Consider the following 21,756-nt stretch of genomic DNA (forward strand, 5'->3'; position numbering starts at 1 on the left):
ATTTCGAATCAGATCGGATCGAATCTTCTCTTACTGATAGATCATGAGGCCAGATTCGGGAATCCCCATTGATGACAGGGACTATTCGGAGTTGCCAACTCCTTGGCTGATGACGGCTACAGGTCTGAAATCGGGGATGATTCTAGTTGAGAAAAACCCGCACGCTTGCCGCGCGCCCGGCTGCGTCGATTACGGTCAACGTGGAATAACCGGCGCCATCCGGTATCCATTGATTGACGCGGCGCCTTGATGTTTCGGGCAGCGGCTTGCCATTGGCAAGCCAGCGGAAGGGCGCCCTCCCGCCCTGAAGCTTGAGGACAAGCGGCATGGACATCCCATCGGTGTCGACGCCCAATTCGACGCGGGCGCCCTCTGGAGGGTAGACGATCTGCGGTGCTGCCTCGCGGACCGTTGCCGACACGAGACCGTTGGCGGTCAGGGAAAATCGCCGCTGACTGATCGGTAATTCGGCCTGGGCAATGCGCACCGCACCGGCCGGAGCGCGCGGCAGCGGCGTCATGGCGACGCCGGATTTGGCAAAACCTTCGAACAGGATCGGGGCTGCGGTGCCGTAGCCGGTGAGGCCCGGAACCGCTCCATTGTCCGGGCGACCGACCCAGACGCCGAGAACGTAACGGCCGTCAAATCCGACCGACCAGGCATCGCGGTAACCGTAGCTTGTTCCGGTTTTGTAGGCGATGCCGCGCTGGACGGCTCCAGCCGGGGGCAGCACGCCGGAGAGGATATCGGCAACCTGCCATGTGGCAACGGGATCGAGAAGCGGTTCGTTCTCGAGCGCACCCGGTTGTTCGCGGATGCCATCGCCGAGCCGGACCGGCTTGCCGCGATTGGCCAGGGCGGCATAGAGCTGCACGAGATCCTTCAGATTGATGCCCAAGCCGCCAAGGCCGATGGCCAGACCGGGCGCCTCATTCGGCGGCAGGACAGGCCGCACTTCTGCACGACGGAACCGTACCATCAACCGTGTCGGACCGACGGAATCGAGCAGCCGCACGGCGGGAACGTTGAGAGACAGCTGCAGTGCCTGGCGGATGCTGACATCGCCCTGATAGGTCATGTCGAAATTGCGTGGCCGGTAGCCGAAGAAATCGGCTGGCCTGTCCTCGATGATGGTTTCCTGGGAAACGAGGCCCTCCTCGAAGGCGAGGCCGTAGATAAACGGTTTAAGGGTCGAGCCCGGCGAGCGCGAGATGCGCGTCATGTCGATCCAGCCGGAGCGGCTGGCGTCGAAGTAATCGGCCGAACCAAGTTCGCCGACGATCTCGCCGGTGCGCGCATCCGCCATGACCATGGCGATCGAGACTTTCGGGCCGAGGCGTACGGCGGCTTCTTTGGCAACTGTTTCCAGACCCTTCTGGATCGTGCGGCGCAGCGTCGTCTGATGCTGGATGACCTTCGGCTCTTTGCGCCGCGCGGCCTCGGCCACATGGGCGGCGAAGGCCGGCAATTGCAGGCGTCGGGCTGGCACGCCGACCAAGGTGGCGCGCTCCGCCTCCCCTTCTCCGATGACGGCAGAAACTGCCATGCGCTCCAGAACCCGTTGCCGGGCCGTCTCTGCCGCCTTTAAATGGCGGTCGGGACGACGTTTCTCCGGCAACTGTGGAAGTGCCACCAACAGCGCCGCTTCCGATACCGTGAGGCGGCGCGGTTCCTTGCCGAAATAGGCAAGACTGGCGGCGCGGATCCCTTCGAGATTGCCGCCATAGGGCGCGTGGGTGAGGTAGAGATCAAGGATTTCGGCCTTGCTCAGGCGGCGTTCGATCTGTACGGCGCGGGCAAGCTGGCGGAATTTTGCAGTGAAGGACCGTCCTTCGCGTGGTTCGATCAGTCGCGCCACCTGCATCGAGAGCGTCGAGGCGCCGGAGACGATCCGCCCATGGGTCGCAAACTGCCAGGCGGCGCGCATCAAAGCGAAGGGATCGACGCCGTTGTGCTCCCAGAAACGTTGGTCCTCATAGGCAATCAGCATGCGGACGAATTGCGGGTCGACATCCTTTGCCGTCGTCTGCAACCGCCAGCGGCCTTCCGGTGCCGCAAATGCGCGCAATAGCTGTCCATCGGCATCCAGCACTTCGGCCGATACCGTGCGGGCCTGTTCCAGCGGCGGCGGATAAGCGCGATCCGCCACGTCCAGGCCGAACATGATGGCGACGCACACAAGTGCGGAGCCCACCAATGCAGCGCAGGTTTTCGCCCAGAAAGACATTATTGGACCGCCTGAACCTCCATGCGTCCCATCGCGGAACGCGCGGAGAATTGCGGCCGGTACATGTCTTCGATGCTGGCCGCCGGATGATCGTAGGTGCCGGGTGTGACGGCACGGACGACATAGGCAACGGTGATCGTGCGGTTGTCGCCGGCCGTGCGATCGAAGGCGGCAACGAAACGGTCGCTGCGGAACTCCGTATGGGCGGCCTCGACTTCGCCGATCCATTCGAAGTTCGACAGCTTGGCACTATCGACCAGCGTCGGATTGTCGATCTCGAAACCGGCCGGCAAGAGGTCGGTGATCAGCACGCGTGACGGCCAGGCGTTGCTTTCCGTGGCGTTGATAACAACGACATAACGCTCGTTCTGCCTAGCCTGCGTGACATTGGCCGCATCGCCGTCAAGTGTGTAGTAGGTGCGCTCGATGCTGAAACCGTTGCCGCCGGCAGGCAGGGGGAACGCGGGCGCGGCGACCGTTGTCACGACGGCAGCGACTGGCTCGCTCGACCGGTTGGTGATCGTCACCGGCTGATCGAGGACTTCGTCACCGGTCAAACGTGCCGCATAACCGCCGGTATGCGGCGTGCCATTGATGTCGAGATTGAGGTCACTGTCGCCACCCTGGATAGCGCGGGCCGCCATCAGCGTCCACATCTGCTCCTGCGTGCTCGTATAGGATTTCTGCTCCCATTCGCGGGCAACGATCTTGGCGAGTTGCGGGATAATCGTCGGCACGGGCCGCGCTTCCGCGGCCAATGTCAGAACAGCAGCATCATCACGCAGAGCCGAGCCATAATCGGAGCGATCAAGGCTGGCATTGCTTGCCGTTGCAGTCGACATCTGCAGCGCATCTTCGAAAATGCTCTGCGAGCGCTGCGCGTCGCCATAAAGGGCGAGAGCCGCGGCCAGATGCCCCTTCGACAGCGGCGTCGGGAATTCGGCGAGCTTAGTGTCGGCGTAGTACCGCAGATCGCTGATCGCCGCCTTGCGGTTACGGGCGAGCACGTAGAGAGAATAGGCAATTTCATTGCCCTGGCTCTTCATGTCGACATCGTAGCTCATCGCGTTCTGCAGATTGTCAAGCGCTTGTATCATCGCCTGGTCCGGCACCTGGTATTTCTGTTCGCGTGCCCGCGTCAGGAAGTCCGTGACATAGGCGTCGAGCCAGAGATCGCCGGAACCGGGGCTCCAGAGGCCGAAGCTGCCGGTGGAGGACTGATAGGACAGAACCCGATAGATTGCTTCTTGGACGCGCTTCTGGACATCGCCATCCTCCGGCAGGCCGGACTGTTTGGCCAGTTCGCTGAGATAAAGCAGAGGCAGAGCCCGGCTCGTCGTCTGCTCGGCGCAGCCATAGGGGTAGCGGTCGAGCGATGTCAGCAGGGCTGGAATATCAAAGGCAGCGGAGCGGGTGACGCTGATGCTGACGGCCGATCCCTGCAGCATGCTTTCAGCCAACAGATCGCCATCAATTTTCAAGCTAGCATTCGGCTCGATGGTCAGCGGATGCCGGGTCGTCAACGGCAGGGCGGCAGGCCGCACCGGAACGGAAACCGATTGTTGCAGCGACAGGCCGTCGGCGCTGGTCAGTTCGATGTTGATCGCCCCATCTCCCGGGTGGACGCCGGAGAGCGGCAATGTCAGGTCGAATTTACTGCCCGGCTTGACGCTGAACGTCTGCTGCGCTTGCGCCGCATCGATCACAACGGAGGAACTGCTTGTCACATTGAGTTTCAGGTCGCCGGCCGGGCCGTCGGTATTGGCGATATCGAGCCGAAGCTCCGCCTTGTCGCCGGGGGCCAGGAATTGCGGCATGCTCGCCGTGACCACGACGGGATCACGGATGACGACATCGGTCGAAGCGTGGCCGACGCCGGCCTTCGACCAGGCGACAGCCATGACACGGGCCGTGCCGTTGAACTGCGGAATGTCGAAGCTGATGATCGCCTTGCCGTTTGCATCGAGCTGGACGGGGCCGGAGAAGAACGCCACCAGCTTCTCGGTCGGCGGTTTGCCCTGCAGCGCCATCTGGCCGCCATCGCCGCCGGTGCGCAGGCGCCCGGTCGCTCCGAGCGAGCCATCGATCAGCCGTCCATAGAGGTCGCGGATTTCAAGGCCGAGCTGCCGTTGGCCAAAATACCAGCCAGCCGGATCGGGCGCCTCGTAACGCGTCAGGTTGAGAATGCCGACATCGACGGCGGCAACCGTGACATAGGCTTCGTCACCTACCCCTGCCCCGGTGACCTCGACCGGGATATTCAATGTCTGGCGTGGCAGCGTCTTTTCCGGAAGACCGAGCTTGACGGATAGCTTGCGCTCGGCTGGATCGACGGCCAGCCACTTGATGCCGATGGACCGCATCGGCATGCGGCTTTCCTGCGCATCGCCTGGGCGATAGAGCGTTGCGGTCACATATGCGCCAGCGCCGAAATCCGCGGTAATCGGAATATCGACTTCGCCACCCTCAGCGGCAATAGTCGCGGTTTGCGTGGCGATCAGCTTTTCCGAACCGATCGTAACCAAAACTTCGCCAGCAAAGCGCGGCGAGATGCGCAGCTTGGCGGTGTCGCCGATTGCGTAGTTCTGTTTGTCGAGCGCGATTTCCAGCCCGTCCGGCGTTTCGGTCGAGGTTGCCGTGACGTACCAGCCTGAATCAAATTCGACGCTTGAGGTGGGACCATCGATGTCGGCCGTCTCCACTTCCAGTCGGTAGCGGCCCCATCCAGCTGAGATGGCGATCTCGCCGCCATCCGTGGTGACATCCAACTTGCCGGTCGAAACCTGCTTGGTCGAGGTCACAGGCTCGTATTTCCAGGCGGTACCATCGCGGTACCATTGATAGTCCTGCTCGACGCGCAGCAGTTTCCAGGAAAGACCGGTCTTTGCCTGTTTGGTGCCGCTTTCATCGATCGCAATGACGTGGAATTTACCGACGGCGTTTTCTGCGAGATCACCTGAGAATTCCGGCTTGATGCCGATCATCGCGCCCGCCGGTTTGACCGGCAGCGTCAGGGAGCGCTCGACCGCCCGGCCGCCGGCTTCCTGAACGCGAACGGTAATATTGGCGTTCAGCAGCTGGGTGGTCGAGGGAACGTCGGTCAACGTGACGTCGAAAGTCGCCTTGCCATCTTCGTCGAGCGGCTCCAGCCCTTCGAGCGTCGTGCGGCTGTCTTCGGTGGCTTCCTCATCGGCAAGGCCAAAGAAGTAGCCCTTGAAATCGGCGCTTTCGCGGGTCGGCTTCAGGCCGACTTCACCCTCGAGTTCCAGTCCCGCGGCCGGTGCGCCATAGAGGAAGCGGCCGTCGATGGTGATCGGCGCTGGCGTATCGATCTCGATCTGCTTGACTGTGCTTGCCATGTCGAACTCGACCCGGTCAGGGACGAAGTCATCGACCTGGAATTGCTTCTCGCTGATCGCCGTCCCCTTCGGGTCGGTGAAAATCTGGACCGTCCAGGTGCCGCGCATCGCATTCGGTTGTAGTGGGAGATCCAGCGCATAGCCACCTGCCAGCCCACCATCGCTGACGACACGGCGATCCTCGACGCCATCCGGGCGCATGAAGATGAAGGTCAGCGGCAGTTTCTCGATCGCTACCGAGGCGCTGTCACGGGCGAGTGCCGAGACATGCACGGTCTCGCCGGCGCGGTAGATGCCGCGTTCGGTCCAGGTCAGCACGTCGATGGCGCCCGGAGCGGCGCGTCCAGTGACGCCGCGATCCGACAGGTCAAAGCCGGCCCGGGTAAGGTCGAGGAAAACGAAATCGTCCTCGCCGCTCTTTGCGGTGATAACGGCCGGGGTCATGGCGGCCGTGCCGCGCAGCAGGCCGGCGTCAAAGGTCGCGCGGCCATCGGCGTCGGTCGTGGCGGTGCCGAGGATTTCATTGTTCTTGGCAAGCAGCGTCAATTCGATGCCGGTGACCTGCTTGGCCGATGCCAGCGACCGGGCAAACACCGAAAGTCCGTCGGTGCCGGAGTAAGTGGACAGGCCGATATCCGAGATGACGAACCATTGTGTCGCCTGGCTGTCCCACTCGTTGGAAGCGCCCGTCGCCGAGACGGCGGTCAGGACATAGACACCTGGCTTGCGCTGCGGCAGCGCTTCATCGACGGGAAAGCTGGTAACGACTTCCTTGTTCAGGTCGGTCGCAATATCGATCGATCCCTGCCAAACCATTTCGCCGTTTTCATCCTGGATCCGCTGGGCGCTGTAGCCGTCGAGCTGGGTGAGAAACTGCGAGGCGGTCAGCAACGAGGCGATGTTGCGGTCACCGACGCGGTAAAGCTTCAGATTGGCGCTGGCAGTGTTGACCGAAACGATCGGAATGCCGCGGCGGGCTGTTCCGGGCAGCACGAAACTGTCGCCGGTAAAGCGCACCATCGCTGCACGGTCGGGAATATAGACGTCGAGATTGACATTGGCTTCCAGTGGCTCATCGACGGATGACGGCAGGCCGGAGCGCAAGGCCACCTTGTATCTCTGCCCGTGGGTAAGGCCTTCGACGCAGATTTCGCTGCCCTTGGCTTCGACAGCCTTGGGGGTCGCGCCATCCAGAAGAACGAATGGCGTGTAATCGACACCGGCCTTGACCAGCGGTTCGGAAAACTGGACGCAGGCGCGCGGTGTCGCGCTGTCGGAGTCGATCGTATGTTCGGTAACGCGGAACCCCTGGCGGGTGCGTAGGTCGGTATAATCGGCGCGAACGGATTTGGCTTCGACCAGTTCGAGGCTCGCCTTGTAGGCGCTGAGTGCGGCCCGGAAATTCTCGACGTTTTTCAAAGCCGTTGCCAGAACGGCCAAGGCCTCCGCCCGCGTCTGCGTTGTGCGCGACAGTTGATAGGCGTTAAGAGCCGCAAGCGATGCCTGCGTGGCGAAATCGGAATTGCCGTAAACGCGGTTTGCCGCCCGCGCAGCTTCGATCCACAGCGCGCCATCATCCGGCGTAATGGATAGCGCGCCCTGAAAAGCCTTCAGCGCCGGACCGACATTGCCGGCCGTCAGTTCGCGATAAGCTTCAGCCTTGCGGCCATTCAGACCGAGGGCATCCTGGTCCGCCAGCACCGAGAGATTTTCCTTGGTGGCGCGGGCGTCAGTCAGAAGTTGTTCCGTGACGAATGGCAGGGCGGGCGGCGCGCCGATATCCGGTTCGGCGGCAGCGGCATCGACGACCTTGCCGGCGACGGCACCGGTAAACGTGTTCAGCGTGTTATAGTCGGATTTGAGAAAGCACCATTTCACCTTGGGATTATAGGTGAAGGCGCGGCAGGACGAGTCTGCGACGCAGACTTTCTCGCAATCGGCAAGCGAGACGTTCTGTTCCGTGCGCAGGTCGAAGCCGAAATAATCGCCGTCCTGCGTGGTGACGATATGCCTGCCCGTTTCCGCCGCCTGAACCAGGGGTGAAAACGCAAGAACGCTGAGAGCAATCGCTGAAAACCGGATAAACGCGCGCATAGACAAAAGTCCTCCCCAACGCTGCCGTTTTGACCGGTTTACTCTTTAGGCTCGCCTTGAGCTTGTCAACCGGACACGGACAGCGGCTGTTCCGTAGCCACTGCCCTGGTTAACGGTTGAACGTTACCATTTAATCGCGGTGTCACGAATAAAAACGCCAATCCTGACTATATCTTATCAGGACTGCGACACCTTGAGCGGCGGACGGTGGTCGCCGGCGATTGTCTCACCGAAGGGACCGGTATTGGCGCTTGCCTTGTGGGTCTTGACCGGGTGGTTGAGCGGCAGGTTCGGCAATACGAGTTCGCCGAACCTGTAGGCCTCTTCCAGATGCGGATAGCCGGAGAAAATAAAGGTATCGATGCCGATCTGGCGGTACTCATCGATCCGCGCCTTGACCTGATCGGGATCGCCGACCAGCGCAGTTCCGGCGCCGCCGCGCACGAGGCCGACACCGGCCCACAGGTTCGGGGCAATTTCCAGCTTGTCCTTGCGGCCGCCATGCAGCTTGCTCATCCGGCTCTGGCCGACGGAATCCATCCTCTCGAAAACCTTCTGGGCTGCGGCGATCGTGTTGTCATCGACATATTTGATCAGCTCGTCGGCCGCGGTCCAGGCCTCCTTGGCGGTTTCGCGGACGATGACATGAAGGCGAATACCGAAGGTGACCTCCCTGCCCTCTGCCGCGGCGAGCGCCCGCACTTCCGCCACCTTCTTCTCGACATCCTCGGGTGGCTCGCCCCAGGTCAGATATTTGTCGATCGTGCGGGCCGCAACCTGTTGGCCGACCCCGGACGAGCCGCCAAAATAGAGCGGCGGATGCGGCTCCTGAACCGGCTTGAATAGAAGTTTGGCATCCTCGATGTCGAAATGCTTGGTCTTGGCGGTGACGTCTTCACCGCGCAGAACCGCCTTGTAGATGTTGATGAACTCTTCGGTGACCTCGTAGCGTTCCTCATGCGAGTAGTGGATGCCGTCGCCCTTGTTCTCGATCGGGTCACCGCCGGTGACGACGTTGATCAAAAGTCTGCCATTCGAGATCCGGTCAAGCGTCGCGGTCATGCGCGCTGCCAGCGTCGGGCTGAGCAGGCCTGGGCGCACGGCGACGAGATAGCGCAGCTTCTCCGTCAGCGGCGCCAATGCCGAAGCAACGATCCAGCTGTCCTCGCAACTGCGGCCGGTCGGGATCAGCACGCCGAAATAGCCGAGCGTGTCGGCCGCCTGCGCCACCTGCTTCAGATAGTTGAGATCAACATTGCGGCCGCCGATGGACGTGCCGAGATAACGGCTATCACCGTGGGTCGGCAGAAACCAGAGAACGTCGATCTTTTCCGGAACGGGGCTCATGTGCGATTGTCTCCAGCGTCTGCAGAATGGGTCTTCCTAGTTTTTCCGGGAACGGCGCCGACCGCAAAATTATAATATCTATAAATTTTATCGTGTATGGAAAATCCGTTCGCGTTTGCCACCTTTTTGAGGCGTTACGCCCCGTGAAAGGACTGCTTGCAGCTCAGGTCTGGGAAAAAGGATGAAGCGCAGCTGCGGCCCATCAAGGCAATTCGGCGGGGTGATAGAGCCGTTGGCTGAGGCCTATCAGCTTGCCTGCAACTGCGGCAGCGACCGCGCGCCGATCAGCGTTGCTGCGGCATAGGTCTGGGTGACAATCTCTGGAACCAGATCGATATCCGGAAGTGAACCGAGACCAAGCGGACCAACGGCGAAAAGCCCGGCTGGCCGGCCCTTCGGCGTCAACAGCTCCCCGGCCGGATTGACGGCGAGACCGAGGTCGAGCTCGTCCGTCGCGGCAAGGCCAGCCTCGAGGAGGTCGGCTACGACAGGATCTTTGAGGTCCGGCGACAGGCAGCGGCAGTCGATCACTTCATCGGCGGCGAAATGGCTTTCCGCCGACTGGCCCGCCCACCGGACGATAAGACCATCTGCTGTACGCTTGAGCGTGGTTCCGCGCTTCAATTCGGTGAGGCCGCTGGCAAATTCGCGTTCCAGTCTGGCATGCACATCGGCCGGAAGCCGGTTACGGTGGCTGTCGTAGATGGCGCGCAGATGCCGGTTAAACTGGCGTTTTTCGCTGGGCGGGAGCGATGCCCAAAGGGTGCGGGCGCGTTTGCGCAGGCCGTTCATCGCAGCCTGCCAGCTCCAGCCGTTTTCTTCGGCTTCAGCGCAGGCATCACGGACGAAACGAACGATATTGCGCAGCTGTGACGGCATGGGCTGTGTCGGGAAAACCGCGTCAGCCGGCATGCGGGTGTGCGGTTGTGGCAGGAAACCACGGCGTGACAGGATGGTGATATGACCGGTGAAACCGCCGTCGCGTAATTGCAGAACCTGATCGACGGCGCGCAGGCCATTGCCCATAACGACGACATGCCGGCGTGTGTCAGGACGTTCAAGCAGAAGCGAGTCCATATCCTGTTCAGTCGTTTCCAGCGGCGGCTTCAAACCGTAGCCGGTCGCCAGCACAACCGTGCCGTAGACTGCGTCTCCGCCGTCGGCGAGGCTGAGCGTGAACATGCCGTCGTCGTTACGGCGGATATGGGCGATGCCGTCGTTGGACATTTGCACGGTCACGTCCGTACGCTGAGCCAGCGCTTCGGAAAACCGCTGATAGACGTAGTCGCTGAAAGTGGCCTTCGGCACGAAAATCTGACCAAATCCGGGGATTGCCGCTGTCACGGCTTCACGAAACGGGGCGTTTGCCTGCAGCCAGCGGGTAAAATCTTTGGGTTCGCCGGTCGAAACCGAGAGGTCGCGAGCGCGGCTGTTCAAAATTTCGGTGGAACGCGCCGTGGCCAGCGCCTGGCCGCCGCTGACGATCGGGCGGGGGTCGAACATGCGCAACCGGAATGGCTGCTTGACCGTCTTCAACAGGGCGATGGCCATCATCAGACCGGAAAAGCCGCGCCCGACGATGGCTATCTGCAAAGGCTGATCGCTCAGCGAACTGAAGGGCGACGAAAGACCGTGAACCGTCATATCATTTCCTCCCCGCATCATGCGGCTGGATGGTTGAACCTCGGCACCCCTACTCAAACGCCAGTTCATCAATATGCGGCATACTCTATGTAATTTGTCATTTTAAACACGGAGAACCCGTCCTATCAAGCCGTTTTCACAACCTGTTAAAACGCGATACGTTTCCGTTACTTAACCGGCATATGCTTGAAACGCGCTGCTTCCGGCGGAGCCAGAAGCAGCCTCACAACGCAAAAGCGTCATGGATCGGAACGGCCGGAACGCAGCTTCTCAAAACGGCGGATGAAGGCGCCGATATCGCTGCCGTTGCGCTGCAACTCCCTCTTGCGCACCATCACGCACATGACCCGGGCAGCGGTCGAAAACGTCATTTCGTCCAGCGGGCTATTGCTGCTCCAAGGCTTGGTCAGCCTTTCGGTAATGGCGCTGACCATGTTATTGGGCAGGATGTCGGTACAACCACGCATATGATCGAATACCGACCCGATCGGCACTGGCATGCCAAGATGGTAAACCACCGGAACGTCCGCCCCTTCTGCCCAGTCGTCATAGGCTTCCAGTGCATCGCGAAACAGCAGATGCAGCGTGATCGGGGCGTGACCCTCATGCAGTTCGGGTAAAAGGTTGTTCATCTGCACATCCTCATCGTTGTGAACGGTGGTTGGTGCCGACAGAAATCGACCTGACGCACAAATGCGCGAGAAAACGGATTGTTCCCTCCGGTTCAAAATAAATTTGCAGGAGATGTCTGGAGGTCCTCCATGCGCCTGATACAACTATGAAGCTCCCTGTTTTTTGTCAGTGCAGACCGCCGACACCCAGCAGCCGGTCTACCGCGTCATGATCGGCAGCCAGCGCCTGCGGCGTGCCGTTCCACGCCACCCTGCCCCGTTCAAGCACGATCACCTGGTCGGCGAAATCAAGGGCGCTCTGGATGCGCTGCTCGACGAGAATGATGGTCATGTTACCGGTACTCGCAAGCTCGGAAAACGCCTTCATCAGCTCCTCGCAGATGACTGGCGCCAGCCCCTCCAGCGGCTCATCGAGCAGCAGCACCGAAGGACGGCCGAGAATGGTCCGGGCCGTCGATAGCATTTGCTGCTCACCGCCGGAAAGTTGGGACCCGAGATTGCCCTTGCGCTCAAAAAGCCGGGGGAACATCGCGTAGGCGTCCTGAAGATCGCTTTTCGGCCGGTCCTTGAGGCCGACGAACAGGTTTTCCTCGACGGTCAGCGTCGGAAAGATGCAGCGTGTCTGCGGGACGTAGCCTAGTCCGGTGCGGGCGCGCAGCGCACTGGAAATGCCGGTGACGTCGGTTGCGCCGATGCAGATGCGTCCGTCATAGCGTTTCGTCTGCCCGGCCAGCGTGGCAAGCAGCGTCGTCTTGCCCATGCCGTTGCGCCCGAGCACGGCGAGACGCTGTCCGGCGGGAACCGAGAAGGAGACGTTTTCCAGAACCCGTGTCGGGCCATAGCCGGCCGACAGGTTTTCGACCTCAAGCGGCGTGGCTGGCATTGGCGTAGCTCCCGAGATAGGCTTCACGCACGGCGGCATCCTTGGTGACGTCGGCAGGCGAGCCGTCGAAGATGATGGTGCCGGCGGCCAGCACGATGACCCGCTTGGCGAAGCGAAAAACCAGTTCCATGTCATGCTCGATCATCAGCACGGCAAGATCGGCCGGCAGGTCGGCAAGGGCCTGCTCGATCCGCCCCGTATCGCACTGCGGTACCCCTGCGGCCGGTTCGTCGAGCAGCAGCACTTTCGGCTTGAGGGCCAGCGCCACGGCGATTTCGAGCAGGCGCTGCTGCCCATAGGCGATCTCGCTCACCTTGCGGTGCATCAGGTCAGCCAGGCCGAGCTTGGAGAGGAGGATGCCCGCCTCGTCCATGACGTCGGGCATTGACAGAAAATTGCCGAACATCTTTCCGGCGCGACCGTCCCGCTGCAGGATGGCGAGCGCAACATGTTCGGCGGGCGTCATCTCCTGAAACAGCCGCGTTACCTGAAACGAGCGGACCAACCCGCGCCTGACGCGGCCGATTGCATCGATTTTCGTGACGGTTTCGCCGTTGAGCCGAACTTCGCCTGAATCCGGCCGCAGATTTCCGGTGACGAGATTGACGAAGGTGGTCTTTCCCGCGCCGTTCGGGCCGATCAACGCCACCCGGTCTCCCGGCGCCATCGACAGGGAAACGTCATTGGTGACGGCCAGGCCGCTGAAGGCCTTTTTCAGATTGAGAACGTCAAAAATCGCGCTCACGAGCGTTTGTCCATACGGCGGGCGATGAAACCGGCGGCCGTGCCGTAAAGGCCTTTCGGCGCAAACAGGACGACGGCGATCAGCAGAACACCCACCATGGTCAGCCAATGAAAAGGATTGGCGGCAGAGACATAATCCTCGAACAGCATGAAGACGACCGTGCCCATCAGCGCACCGAACAGTGAGCCGGTGCCACCCAGAACCAGCATGACCAGCGCTTCGGCCGATTGCGTAAAGGAGAGGCTGTCGAGACCGACGACCTGCGTCGAGATCGCATTCAACGCACCGCCAACGCCCGCGACCGCACCGGAAATGATGTACATCTTGATCAGTGCGATCTTCGGCGAGGCGCCCATGGCCATGATGCGCAAAGGATCTTCCTTGATGCCCCGGCAAAGCATCCCGAATGGTGAGCGGACGAGAAAGCGCAGCAGGATGAAGACAACGAGCAGCAGAGCGACACCGAAGATATAAGCCGTCTGACCCCAGAGGTCGAACTCGTAGACGCCAAACAGCGGGTCGGGTGAAATTCCAGACAAGCCATCGCTACCGCCCGTCCATGATGATGCCTTATTGGCGAATTCGTGGAACAGATAGATCAGCGAAATAGACAGGACGAGTTGCGGCAATCCATGTGCCCGCAGGATGATCACGCCACAGATAATGCCAGCAATCGCTCCACCAAGAATACCGGCAAGCATCATCAGCATGGGGCTGGTGATACCGTAATGCGCTGCCGCAATGCCTGCGGCATAGGCGCCGGAGCCGAACAGGGCGGCATGACCAAGGGTCGCCACGCCGCAATAGCCGGTGACGAGATCGAGCGACAGCACCAGCAGCGCAATGGCGATGATCCGGGTCAGGAGCGCGAGATTGTCCGGAAACAGCAGGTAGCCAAGCACAGCGACAGCAGTGATGGCGCCGATGCCGATCAGGTCGCGGCCGATAGTACGGTTGTGCCGGGACTTTGTTACGACCGTTTCAGTGTTCATAATGAGCGTCATCCTAGCGTGCCCGCCCGGCAAGGCCACGCGGGAAAACACAGATGATGGCGATGACCGAGAGGTAGAAGAAGAATTCGCCAAATTCCGGCATGAGGTAGCGGCCGGTCGTATCGATGCCGCCCAGCAGGAGACAGGCGAGAAGCGCGCCGGGAATGGAGCCGGCGCCGCCGACGGAAACGACGACCAGGAAGGTCACCATGTAACGCAGCGCATAATAGGGCTCGACGGGTAGAAGCTCTGCACCCAGTACGCCGCCGAAGGCGGCAAGACCCACCGCAACAGCAAAACTCACCGCATAGATGATTTCCGTGCGCACGCCGAGGGCAGCGGCCATGGAGGCATTATCGACGGAGGCGCGCAGTTTGACGCCGAACGCCGTTTTTTCGATGGCATACCAAAGGCCGCCCGCGACAACCAGACCACAGACGATAGCAAACAGGCGGTGCACAGCGATCGAGCGGAAACCGAGGTCAGCGGAACCTTGCAACTCCGGAGGTAATGGTATCGTCTTCAGCGTCGGGCCAAAGACATAATTGGCAATGCCGATGATGCAGAAAGTGATGCCGATGGTCATCAAGACCTGCGTCAACTCCGGTGCGCCGTAAATTCGCCGGTAGAGCAGCCGTTCGATCGGAATGGCTATGATCACCGTGCCGACAACGGCAAGGAGAACGGCCACCGCATAACCCAGGCCGAGATTCTGTGCCGCATAGGAGGCGATGTAACCGCCGATCATGGCAAAGGCGCCATGGGCCAGATTGACGACACGCATCAGGCCCATGGTGACGGAAAGGCCGATCGAAATGACGAAGAGCACCATGCCATAGGCAAATGCGTCGATGGCTATGCTGAAGACTGTCTGCATCGCGCGATGTCCATCCGGTTGTCTGCGGGAGATGGGAATATCCTCCCTTCCCCCGCTATCGCAAGAAAATGGTGCAAGGTACAGGCGGTGCGATCTGCCTCGTTACGCACCGATACGATGTGCTTTAGCGGTCTACTTGATGGCCGCAAGCCCGGGATCGCCCTGCTTTTCGAACGTCTGGATTTCCTTGTTATAATAGGTACCGTCATCTGCCTTCGTGACTTCGCGCAGATAGATGTTTTGCGTGATGTGGCGCGATTCCGGATCAATTGAAACCGGGCCGCGCGGGCTGACCCAGGAGAGGCCCTTGACCGCATCGACCGCTTTTTGCGCATCCTGCTCGCCGCCGGTCGCTTCGATCATCTTGTAGATGACGTTCATGCCGTCGAAGGCACCAACCGAGGGGAACGAAAGCTCGGCCGGATTGCCGATTGCCTTGGAAGCCGCTTCGACAAAGGCCTTGTTTTCCGGAGAATCGTGGGAAACCGCATAGTGGAACGTGGTCTGGATACCGAGGGCGGCATCACCAAGAGCCGGCAGGTCGGATTCCTGCGTCAAGTCGCCGGGCGCGAAAAACTTGATGCCCGCAGCCTTGAGACCGTTTTCATTGTAGGCCTTGACGAAGCCAAGCGTCGTTGGGCCAGACGGCAGGAAGGCGAAAACGCCCTGTGCCCCGGAATCCTTGATGCGTTGCATGATCGGGCTGAAGTCATTGGTGGACAGCGGCATGCGGATCGCCTCGATGACAGCCCCGCCCTCTTTCTCGAAGCCGGCTTTGAATGCGTTTTCGGCGTCAATGCCCGGGCCATAGTCGCTGACGATGGAGATAACCTTGGCAACGCCTGCGTCATGCGCGACCTTGGCGATCGGCGTGGAAGTCTGCCAGGTGGTGAAGGAGGTGCGCACGACCAGCGGGCTTTTGGTGACGATTGCCGACGTCGCAGCATTCATGACGACCAGTGGCACGTTTGCCTGCTTGAGGATCGGCGTGACGGCCATGGCATCCGGCGTGAAGTAGAAGCCTGCGAGATATTGCACCTTTTCCTTGACCACCAGTTCCTGCGCCAGCGCCTTGGATTGCGCAGGGTCGGCTGCCGGGAGGTCGCGGTAGATGATCTCGATTGTGTCGTCGCCGATCGTTGTCCCGTTCATCGCCATATAGGCGTCGATGCCGGCTTTAAAGTTCTTGCCCTGTAACGCAAATGGCCCGGAGAAGGGGCCGACAACGCCGATCTTGATCGTGTCGGCATAGGCACCGCTGCCCATGATGATGGCCGCGAACGCGGCGATGATGGCCCGTTTCATAACTCTCCTCCCTGAATGACCGGCATGCTCCCAAAGAACCGGCACATGATGACTGACACAACAGCTGGTCTCAGTTTGTCATGCCAAATGGTAATGTAAAATGAAATATCAAACGGGATTTCATATGCATATGATTATGGATCGAGACGGTTTGGGACTTTTAGCCGCGTTTCTCGACATCTCGCTCGAGGAGCACTGTTAAATCTGCCGATCACCGAATTTAAGACTGAAAGGGCAGATTGGCAGAGTTTTTTCTTTTACCCCCTGCGAAAAAAGGGGAGCACGCCGAACGGAAGAGACCCAAAAGGTCTCGATTCGGCGTGCATGATAGCACTGCGGATTTCTGATCAGGGCGCTGCTAAGCGCCGGCGCGCTGGGTTAGATCGCAAGCGAGAAGTGGTTTTCGCCCGCCTTGACGATTGTGCTCTGTTCCTTTGCCGCCATGCGGCGAACGGCGTCCACCGCGCTTGGATCGATCCGCGAGGCGGCGTCGGAGAAGCGGCGCTCGGGGTCGGGCACGGCCGAAAGCAGGAGCTTCGTATAGGGATGCTGCGGATTGTCGATCACCGCGCTGCAAGCGCCCCATTCGACAATCTGGCCGCTATACATGACCGCGATGTCTTCTGCCACGTAGCGGGCGGTGGCGATGTCGTGGGTGATGTAGAGCAGGCCGAGATTGCGCTTCGTCTTCATCTCGTTCAGCAGGTTCAAGACGCCCAGGCGCACCGATACGTCCAGCATCGAGGTCGGCTCGTCGGCGACGAGAATCTGTGGCCGGGCCGAAAGCGCACGGGCGATATTGACGCGCTGGCGCTGGCCGCCGGAAAGCTCGTGCGGATATTTCGGCGCGACAAGCGCCGGGTCGAGCTTGACGCCCGCGAGCTGCTCTTCGACAGCCGCATCCAGATCCGCCGAGCAGATATCCGGGCGATGCAGGCGCAGGGTACGCTTCAGGTGATAGGCGATGGTGTGTGCGGGATTGAGCGAGGCGAAGGGATCCTGGAAGATCATCTGCACCGCCTGCCGATAGGCGGCAAGGTCGCGGCCACGCCGCGCTGTTGTGGGCTCTCCCTTGAACAGGACTTGGCCGCCCGACGGAAGGTATTCGAGCATGGCCATGCGGGCGCATGTCGTCTTGCCGCTGCCCGACTCGCCGACCAGGGCAAGCGCTCGCCCGCTATGGAGCGAGAAATTGACGGCGCGCGCGGCGTGCACCCCGCCTGCCGGACTGCCGAAGATCTTGCTGACATTGTCAAAGCGCAGAAGCGGGGCGTTCATCCGAGCACACCTCCCTTGAGTGAGGGGAACGAGGCCCAGAGCCTCTTCGTATAATCGTGTTGCGGCGCACGGAAGATCGCTTCCGATGGGCCTTGCTCCACCATCTTGCCCGACAACATCACACCGATGCGATCACAGAACTGCACCATCAGGCCAAGGTCGTGGGTGATGAAGAGAACCGAGAAACCGCGCTGGCGGCGCAGTTCGTCGATGCGCTGAAGGATCTCGCGCTGCACGACGACGTCAAGCGCTGTCGTCGGCTCGTCCATGACGACGAGCTTCGGATCAAGCGCCAGGCAGATGGCAATGACAATGCGCTGGCGCATGCCGCCAGAGAACTGGTGCGGATAGTCGCGCATGCGCTCCGGCTTGATGTCGACAAGCTTCAGCATCTCGGCGGTGCGGTCGCGCGCCGCGTTGCGCGTACAGCCCGTATGGGTGCGCAGCACGTCATAGAACTGCTCTTCAATCCGCAGCACCGGGTTCAGTGAGTTCATGGCGCTCTGGAACACCATCGCCACCTCCCGCCAGCGGAAATCGGCAAGGTCCTTGCGGTTAAGGCCGAGCACGTCGCGGCCAGCAAGGCGGATCTGGCTGCCCTTGCGGATCAGTGCCGGTGGGGCATGCAGCCGGCTGACGGCAAAGGCGATCGTGCTCTTGCCGCAGCCCGATTCGCCCGCGAGCCCGAAAACCTCGCCCGGCGCGACGTCGAACGAGACATCGTCCACCGCGCGGAAATCCGTCTCTGCGCCAATATAGTCGATCGTCAGATTGCTGACGGAAAGCAGAGTATCACTCACAGGCGTCCTTCCCCGGATTTGACGAGGCTTGTCCAGCGGGCGAGACGCCCGCCGGTGCGCAGCCGCGGATTGGCGATCTCGTCCACCGCGAAGTTGAGAAGTGATAGGCCGATGCCGAGCAGCGCCAGCGCCAGGCATGGCGCGAGGATATCCCACCAGGCGTCGACCGATAGCGCCGAGGCCTTCTGGGCGTTGTAGAGCATGGTGCCCCAGGAGATCACGTTGGGATCACCGAGCCCGAGGAATTCCAGCGTTGCCTCAGTGATGACCGCGAAGATGACGCTGCCGATGAAATTGATGCCGACGATGGAAAAGACATTCGGAAGGATTTCGAACGCCATGATGCGCCATTGCGGCTCGCCCATCATCTCGGCGGCTTTCACAAAATCGCGCTGCTTGACGGAGAGCGTTTCGGCCCGCGTGACACGCGCTCCCCAGGCCCAGGAGGTCAGACCGAGGATGAGCGCGATGACCATCGGCCCCGCCTGTCCGACGAAGGAGGCGATGACGAGCAGCAATGGCAGGTTCGGCACGACCAGCACCATGTTGGTGAAGAAGCTGATCACCTCGTCCGTCTTGCCGCCGCGATAGCCAGCGACGATGCCGAGTGTCGTACCGACAACCGTGATGAGAAGCCCTGCGGCAAAGCCCACGGCAAGCGAGGTCTGCGCGCCGTAGATCAGACGCGCCCAGACGTCCTGCCCGAGGCGCGTCGTGCCGAGAATGTGCTCGGCCGAGGGTGGCTGGTGCGGGCGGCCCGTGCGGGCGGCCGGATTGTACTCTGTCAAGAGCGGCGCGGCGAGCGCGACCAGCACGATGAAGAGCACGATGGCAAGGCCGATAAATGCCTTGCGATTGCGGCGAAGGCCGATCCAGAGCTGGCCCATCTCAGCCACTCCCCTTTAGACGCGGGTCAAGCAGCACATAGCTGACATCGACGATGAAATTGGAGACCAGCATGGCGGCGGTCATGACGAGGAGCTGGCCTTGGATGACCGGATAGTCGCGGGCAAGGATCGCCTGGTAGAGCGTGTTGCCGAGGCCGGGATAGTTGAACACCACCTCCGTCACCAGCGAGCCGCCGAGCACGGTGCCAAGCGCAATGGCTAGGCTCGAGACCGTCGGCAGCAGCGCGTTGCGTGCCGCATACCAAACCATGACGCGCCGGTCGGAAAGCCCCTTGGCGCGGGCCATCACCACATAATCCTGCCCAAGCAGATTGATCATGTTGTTGCGCATGGTCACGGTGAAACCACCGGTCAAAACGAAGCAGAGCGTGATGAGCGGCAGGATGGCGTGGTGGGCAACGCTGGCGAGGAAGGCGAAGCTGAAGGACGGGTCGAGCGCCGGGTCATGCGCATAACCGGTGGGGAACCATCCGAGCGTGAAGCCGAAGACGAACAGCGCGACGAGCGACGTGACGACCGCTGGAATGGACGTGGCAAAAATCGCCGAAACCGAGAGCACCACGTCGAGACGGCTGCCGCGGCGCCAGGCCGCCACCATGCCGAGGAAGCTGCCGAGCACGAAACTGACAAGCGTCGCCGTGCCGACCAGGCCGACAGTCCACAGCAGCGCCCGCCCGAGCAGATCCGTTACCGGCAGCGGGAAATATTTCACCGAGACGCCGAGGTCGCCCGTGAAAATGGATGAAAGATAGGTGAGGTACTGCTTCCAGAGCGGCCCATCGACGAAACCGAACGTAAGCTTCAGGGCTTCCAGGCTTTCCGGCGGCAATTCCGAGGCAGCCGAGGAAAACATCAGCGCCACCGGATCGCCGGGCATCAGGCGGGGAAGGAAGAAATTGATCGTTGCCGCAGCAACGAAGGCAGCCAGATAGAACAGGATGCGGCGGAGCAGAAAGGGCATTGTTTGGAACTGGCGGGGCCTGTTACGGTCCCCGCCTCCTCTATAAACGGATCACTGGACCGGCTGAAGAGCCAGAAGGTTCAGCAGACGCGCACGGTTATTCTTGGTGATCGACGGGTTGGCGAAAGGATTTTCCTTCGTCGACCAGCCTGTGAACCGGGCGGTGTTGTACTGGTACCAGTTCGGATTGTTGAATACCGGCATCAGCGGCAGGTTCTCCGCAACGATGCGCTGCGCCGAATTCATGATTTCCTTCTGCTTTCCGGCATCGGCCGTATGGGTGAACTCACCGATCAGCTTTTCAACATCCGCATTGAACCAACGCTGCGAGGTGAAGCGCGTCTTGCCTTTGTCGGCCTCGGTGAAGGCGCGCTTGTAAGCATAGTAGGGTGAGGCGGAGGCCGGAAGGCTGTTGATGGCAGCATCAAACTTTCCGGAAATCAGGTTCTGGCTCCAGACCGCCTCTTCCGGCGTCTCGATCTTTGCGTCGATGCCGACCGCCTTCATGTTGTCGATGGCAATGTTGACTGTGTCGATCCAGTCGGTCCAGCTCGAGGGCACGATAACCGAAAAGGCGATCTTGGTGCCATCGGGATTGTCGCGCATGCCATCGCCGTCCTTGTCGACGTAACCCGCTTCGTCAAGCAGGGCCGTGGCCGCCGCCTCGTCATAGGTCGCGAACTTGCCAAACTCGGCCGTCACCGCCGGATCGGCCCAGGCCTTGTAAAGCTCGCCCATCAGTCCCGGATCCTGATTCAGCGTCGGATAGCCATAGCCGGCGATATCGACCATGCCCTGCCGATCCAGCGCCATGGAAACCGCCTGGCGGAATTTCAGATCGGAAAAGGCCTTGCGGTTGTCGGCATTGGCACTCTCCTGGTTGAAGACGAACGCCACCATGCTGCTCGGCGAATACCAGTAGTGAAAGTGCTCCGGGTTCTTGGCGATATAGACTTTCTCAATGTCAGGAATGAAGGAGACGCCCCAGTCGAGCGTGCCATCCACCGTCGCAGTCAGGATCTGGTTGTTGTCGGCCAGCTGCGGAAAGCGCATGCAACCGACCTTGAGGGTCGCTGCGTCCCAATAGTTCGGGTTGCGGCATTGGTCATAGGTCTGGCCGGTGAAGCGGGCAATCTCCGTCATCGGGCCGCTGCCGACCGGCGTCTCGTTCGAGAAGGTGACGGGATCGGCAATATCCTTCCAGGCGTGCGCAGGCACGATCGGGATCTGCACCAGCGTCTCGGCGGCAATCGACGTCGGCTGCTTCATGGTGAAGCGCACGGTTTGCGGATCGACGACTTCGACACCATCGATCTGCGTCCAGATGCTGACGAAATCGAGCGCGGGGAATTTTTTGACGAGGTCAAAGCTGAACTTCACGTCCTCGGCGGTCAACGGCTGGCCATCCGACCATTTCAGGTTGGCGCGCAGCTTGAATTCGATATTCTTCAGGTCGTCGGCGAGCTTGAAAGTCTCGGCAAGACGGAAGACCGGCTTGTTGCTGTCGAATTGGTTGAAGACGACCAGCGGCTCATAAATGAAGTCGAGCGTGCTCTGGCGCGCCGACGTCTGGTTGAAGGGGTTGAAGTTGCGCACCCATGTCGTCGCGGGCTCGATATTCACGGTCAGGACGGTTTCGGCGGCGGCAGGCGCCGCACCGAGCATGAGGGCCGCAACGGCCGTCAGGGTATGGAATTTCATTTC

At 61.0% G+C, this 21,756-nt stretch carries 15 protein-coding genes; all 15 read right to left on the bottom strand.

The genetic code is table 11. The annotated features are described in order from the left end of the window. Positions 1–142 precede the first annotated feature (142 nt). Positions 143–2,227 carry a penicillin-binding protein 1C gene (gene pbpC, locus ASC96_RS31165; protein WP_060506937.1) on the bottom strand — a complete coding sequence of 695 codons (2,085 nt, stop codon included), beginning with the start codon at positions 2,225–2,227 and terminating at the stop codon, positions 143–145. Beyond that, the gene (locus ASC96_RS31170; RefSeq protein ID WP_060506938.1) at positions 2,227–7,680 is read right to left on the bottom strand and encodes an alpha-2-macroglobulin family protein; all 5,454 of its coding nucleotides are present in this window, start codon (positions 7,678–7,680) and stop codon (positions 2,227–2,229) included. Before ASC96_RS31170 ends, pbpC begins: the two co-directional genes overlap by 1 nt. A 177-nt stretch (positions 7,681–7,857) precedes the next feature. Beyond that, entirely contained in the window at positions 7,858–9,027 is a 1,170-nt protein-coding gene (gene ssuD / locus ASC96_RS31175) for an FMNH2-dependent alkanesulfonate monooxygenase (RefSeq protein WP_060506939.1), read from the bottom strand. 246 nt (positions 9,028–9,273) lie between these two features. Then, the gene (locus tag ASC96_RS31180; protein ID WP_060506940.1) at positions 9,274–10,671 is read right to left on the bottom strand and encodes an FAD/NAD(P)-binding protein; all 1,398 of its coding nucleotides are present in this window, start codon (positions 10,669–10,671) and stop codon (positions 9,274–9,276) included. A 239-nt stretch (positions 10,672–10,910) separates the two neighbouring features. Beyond that, the gene (locus ASC96_RS31185; RefSeq protein WP_060506941.1) at positions 10,911–11,303 is read right to left on the bottom strand and encodes a hypothetical protein; all 393 of its coding nucleotides are present in this window, start codon (positions 11,301–11,303) and stop codon (positions 10,911–10,913) included. A 166-nt stretch (positions 11,304–11,469) separates the two neighbouring features. Further along, positions 11,470–12,186: an ABC transporter ATP-binding protein gene (locus ASC96_RS31190; RefSeq protein ID WP_060506942.1), complete on the bottom strand. Its 717-nt coding sequence runs from the start codon at positions 12,184–12,186 to the stop codon at positions 11,470–11,472. Further along, the gene (locus ASC96_RS31195) at positions 12,167–12,931 is read right to left on the bottom strand and encodes an ABC transporter ATP-binding protein (protein ID WP_060506943.1); all 765 of its coding nucleotides are present in this window, start codon (positions 12,929–12,931) and stop codon (positions 12,167–12,169) included. Before ASC96_RS31195 ends, ASC96_RS31190 begins: the two co-directional genes overlap by 20 nt. After that, positions 12,928–13,935, bottom strand: a complete 1,008-nt coding sequence (locus tag ASC96_RS31200; protein ID WP_060506944.1) for a branched-chain amino acid ABC transporter permease — start codon at positions 13,933–13,935, stop codon at positions 12,928–12,930. The genes ASC96_RS31195 and ASC96_RS31200 overlap by 4 nt, the downstream gene beginning before the upstream one ends. A gap of 1 nt (position 13,936) precedes the next feature. Continuing rightward, on the bottom strand, positions 13,937–14,800 hold the full coding sequence (locus ASC96_RS31205; protein ID WP_060506945.1) for a branched-chain amino acid ABC transporter permease: 864 nt from the start codon (positions 14,798–14,800) through the stop codon (positions 13,937–13,939). Between the two features lie 132 nt (positions 14,801–14,932). Further along, a complete protein-coding gene (locus tag ASC96_RS31210; RefSeq protein ID WP_060506946.1) occupies positions 14,933–16,105 on the bottom strand; it encodes an ABC transporter substrate-binding protein in 1,173 nt (390 codons plus the stop codon). Between the two features lie 378 nt (positions 16,106–16,483). Continuing rightward, on the bottom strand, positions 16,484–17,383 hold the full coding sequence (locus ASC96_RS31215; RefSeq protein ID WP_060506947.1) for an ATP-binding cassette domain-containing protein: 900 nt from the start codon (positions 17,381–17,383) through the stop codon (positions 16,484–16,486). Next, a complete protein-coding gene (locus ASC96_RS31220; protein WP_060506949.1) occupies positions 17,380–18,183 on the bottom strand; it encodes an ABC transporter ATP-binding protein in 804 nt (267 codons plus the stop codon). Before ASC96_RS31220 ends, ASC96_RS31215 begins: the two co-directional genes overlap by 4 nt. Next, positions 18,180–19,070 carry an ABC transporter permease gene (locus ASC96_RS31225; protein ID WP_060506951.1) on the bottom strand — a complete coding sequence of 297 codons (891 nt, stop codon included), beginning with the start codon at positions 19,068–19,070 and terminating at the stop codon, positions 18,180–18,182. Before ASC96_RS31225 ends, ASC96_RS31220 begins: the two co-directional genes overlap by 4 nt. A 1-nt stretch (position 19,071) precedes the next feature. After that, positions 19,072–20,052: an ABC transporter permease gene (locus ASC96_RS31230; protein WP_060506953.1), complete on the bottom strand. Its 981-nt coding sequence runs from the start codon at positions 20,050–20,052 to the stop codon at positions 19,072–19,074. A 51-nt stretch (positions 20,053–20,103) separates the two neighbouring features. Continuing rightward, positions 20,104–21,753 (bottom strand): ABC transporter substrate-binding protein, encoded by a 1,650-nt coding sequence (locus ASC96_RS31235; RefSeq protein ID WP_060506955.1) that lies wholly within the window; start codon positions 21,751–21,753, stop codon positions 20,104–20,106. Positions 21,754–21,756: the final 3 nt, after the last annotated feature.

Source organism: Rhizobium sp. Root1204, assembly GCF_001424965.1.
Lineage (GTDB): Bacteria > Pseudomonadota > Alphaproteobacteria > Rhizobiales > Rhizobiaceae > Pararhizobium.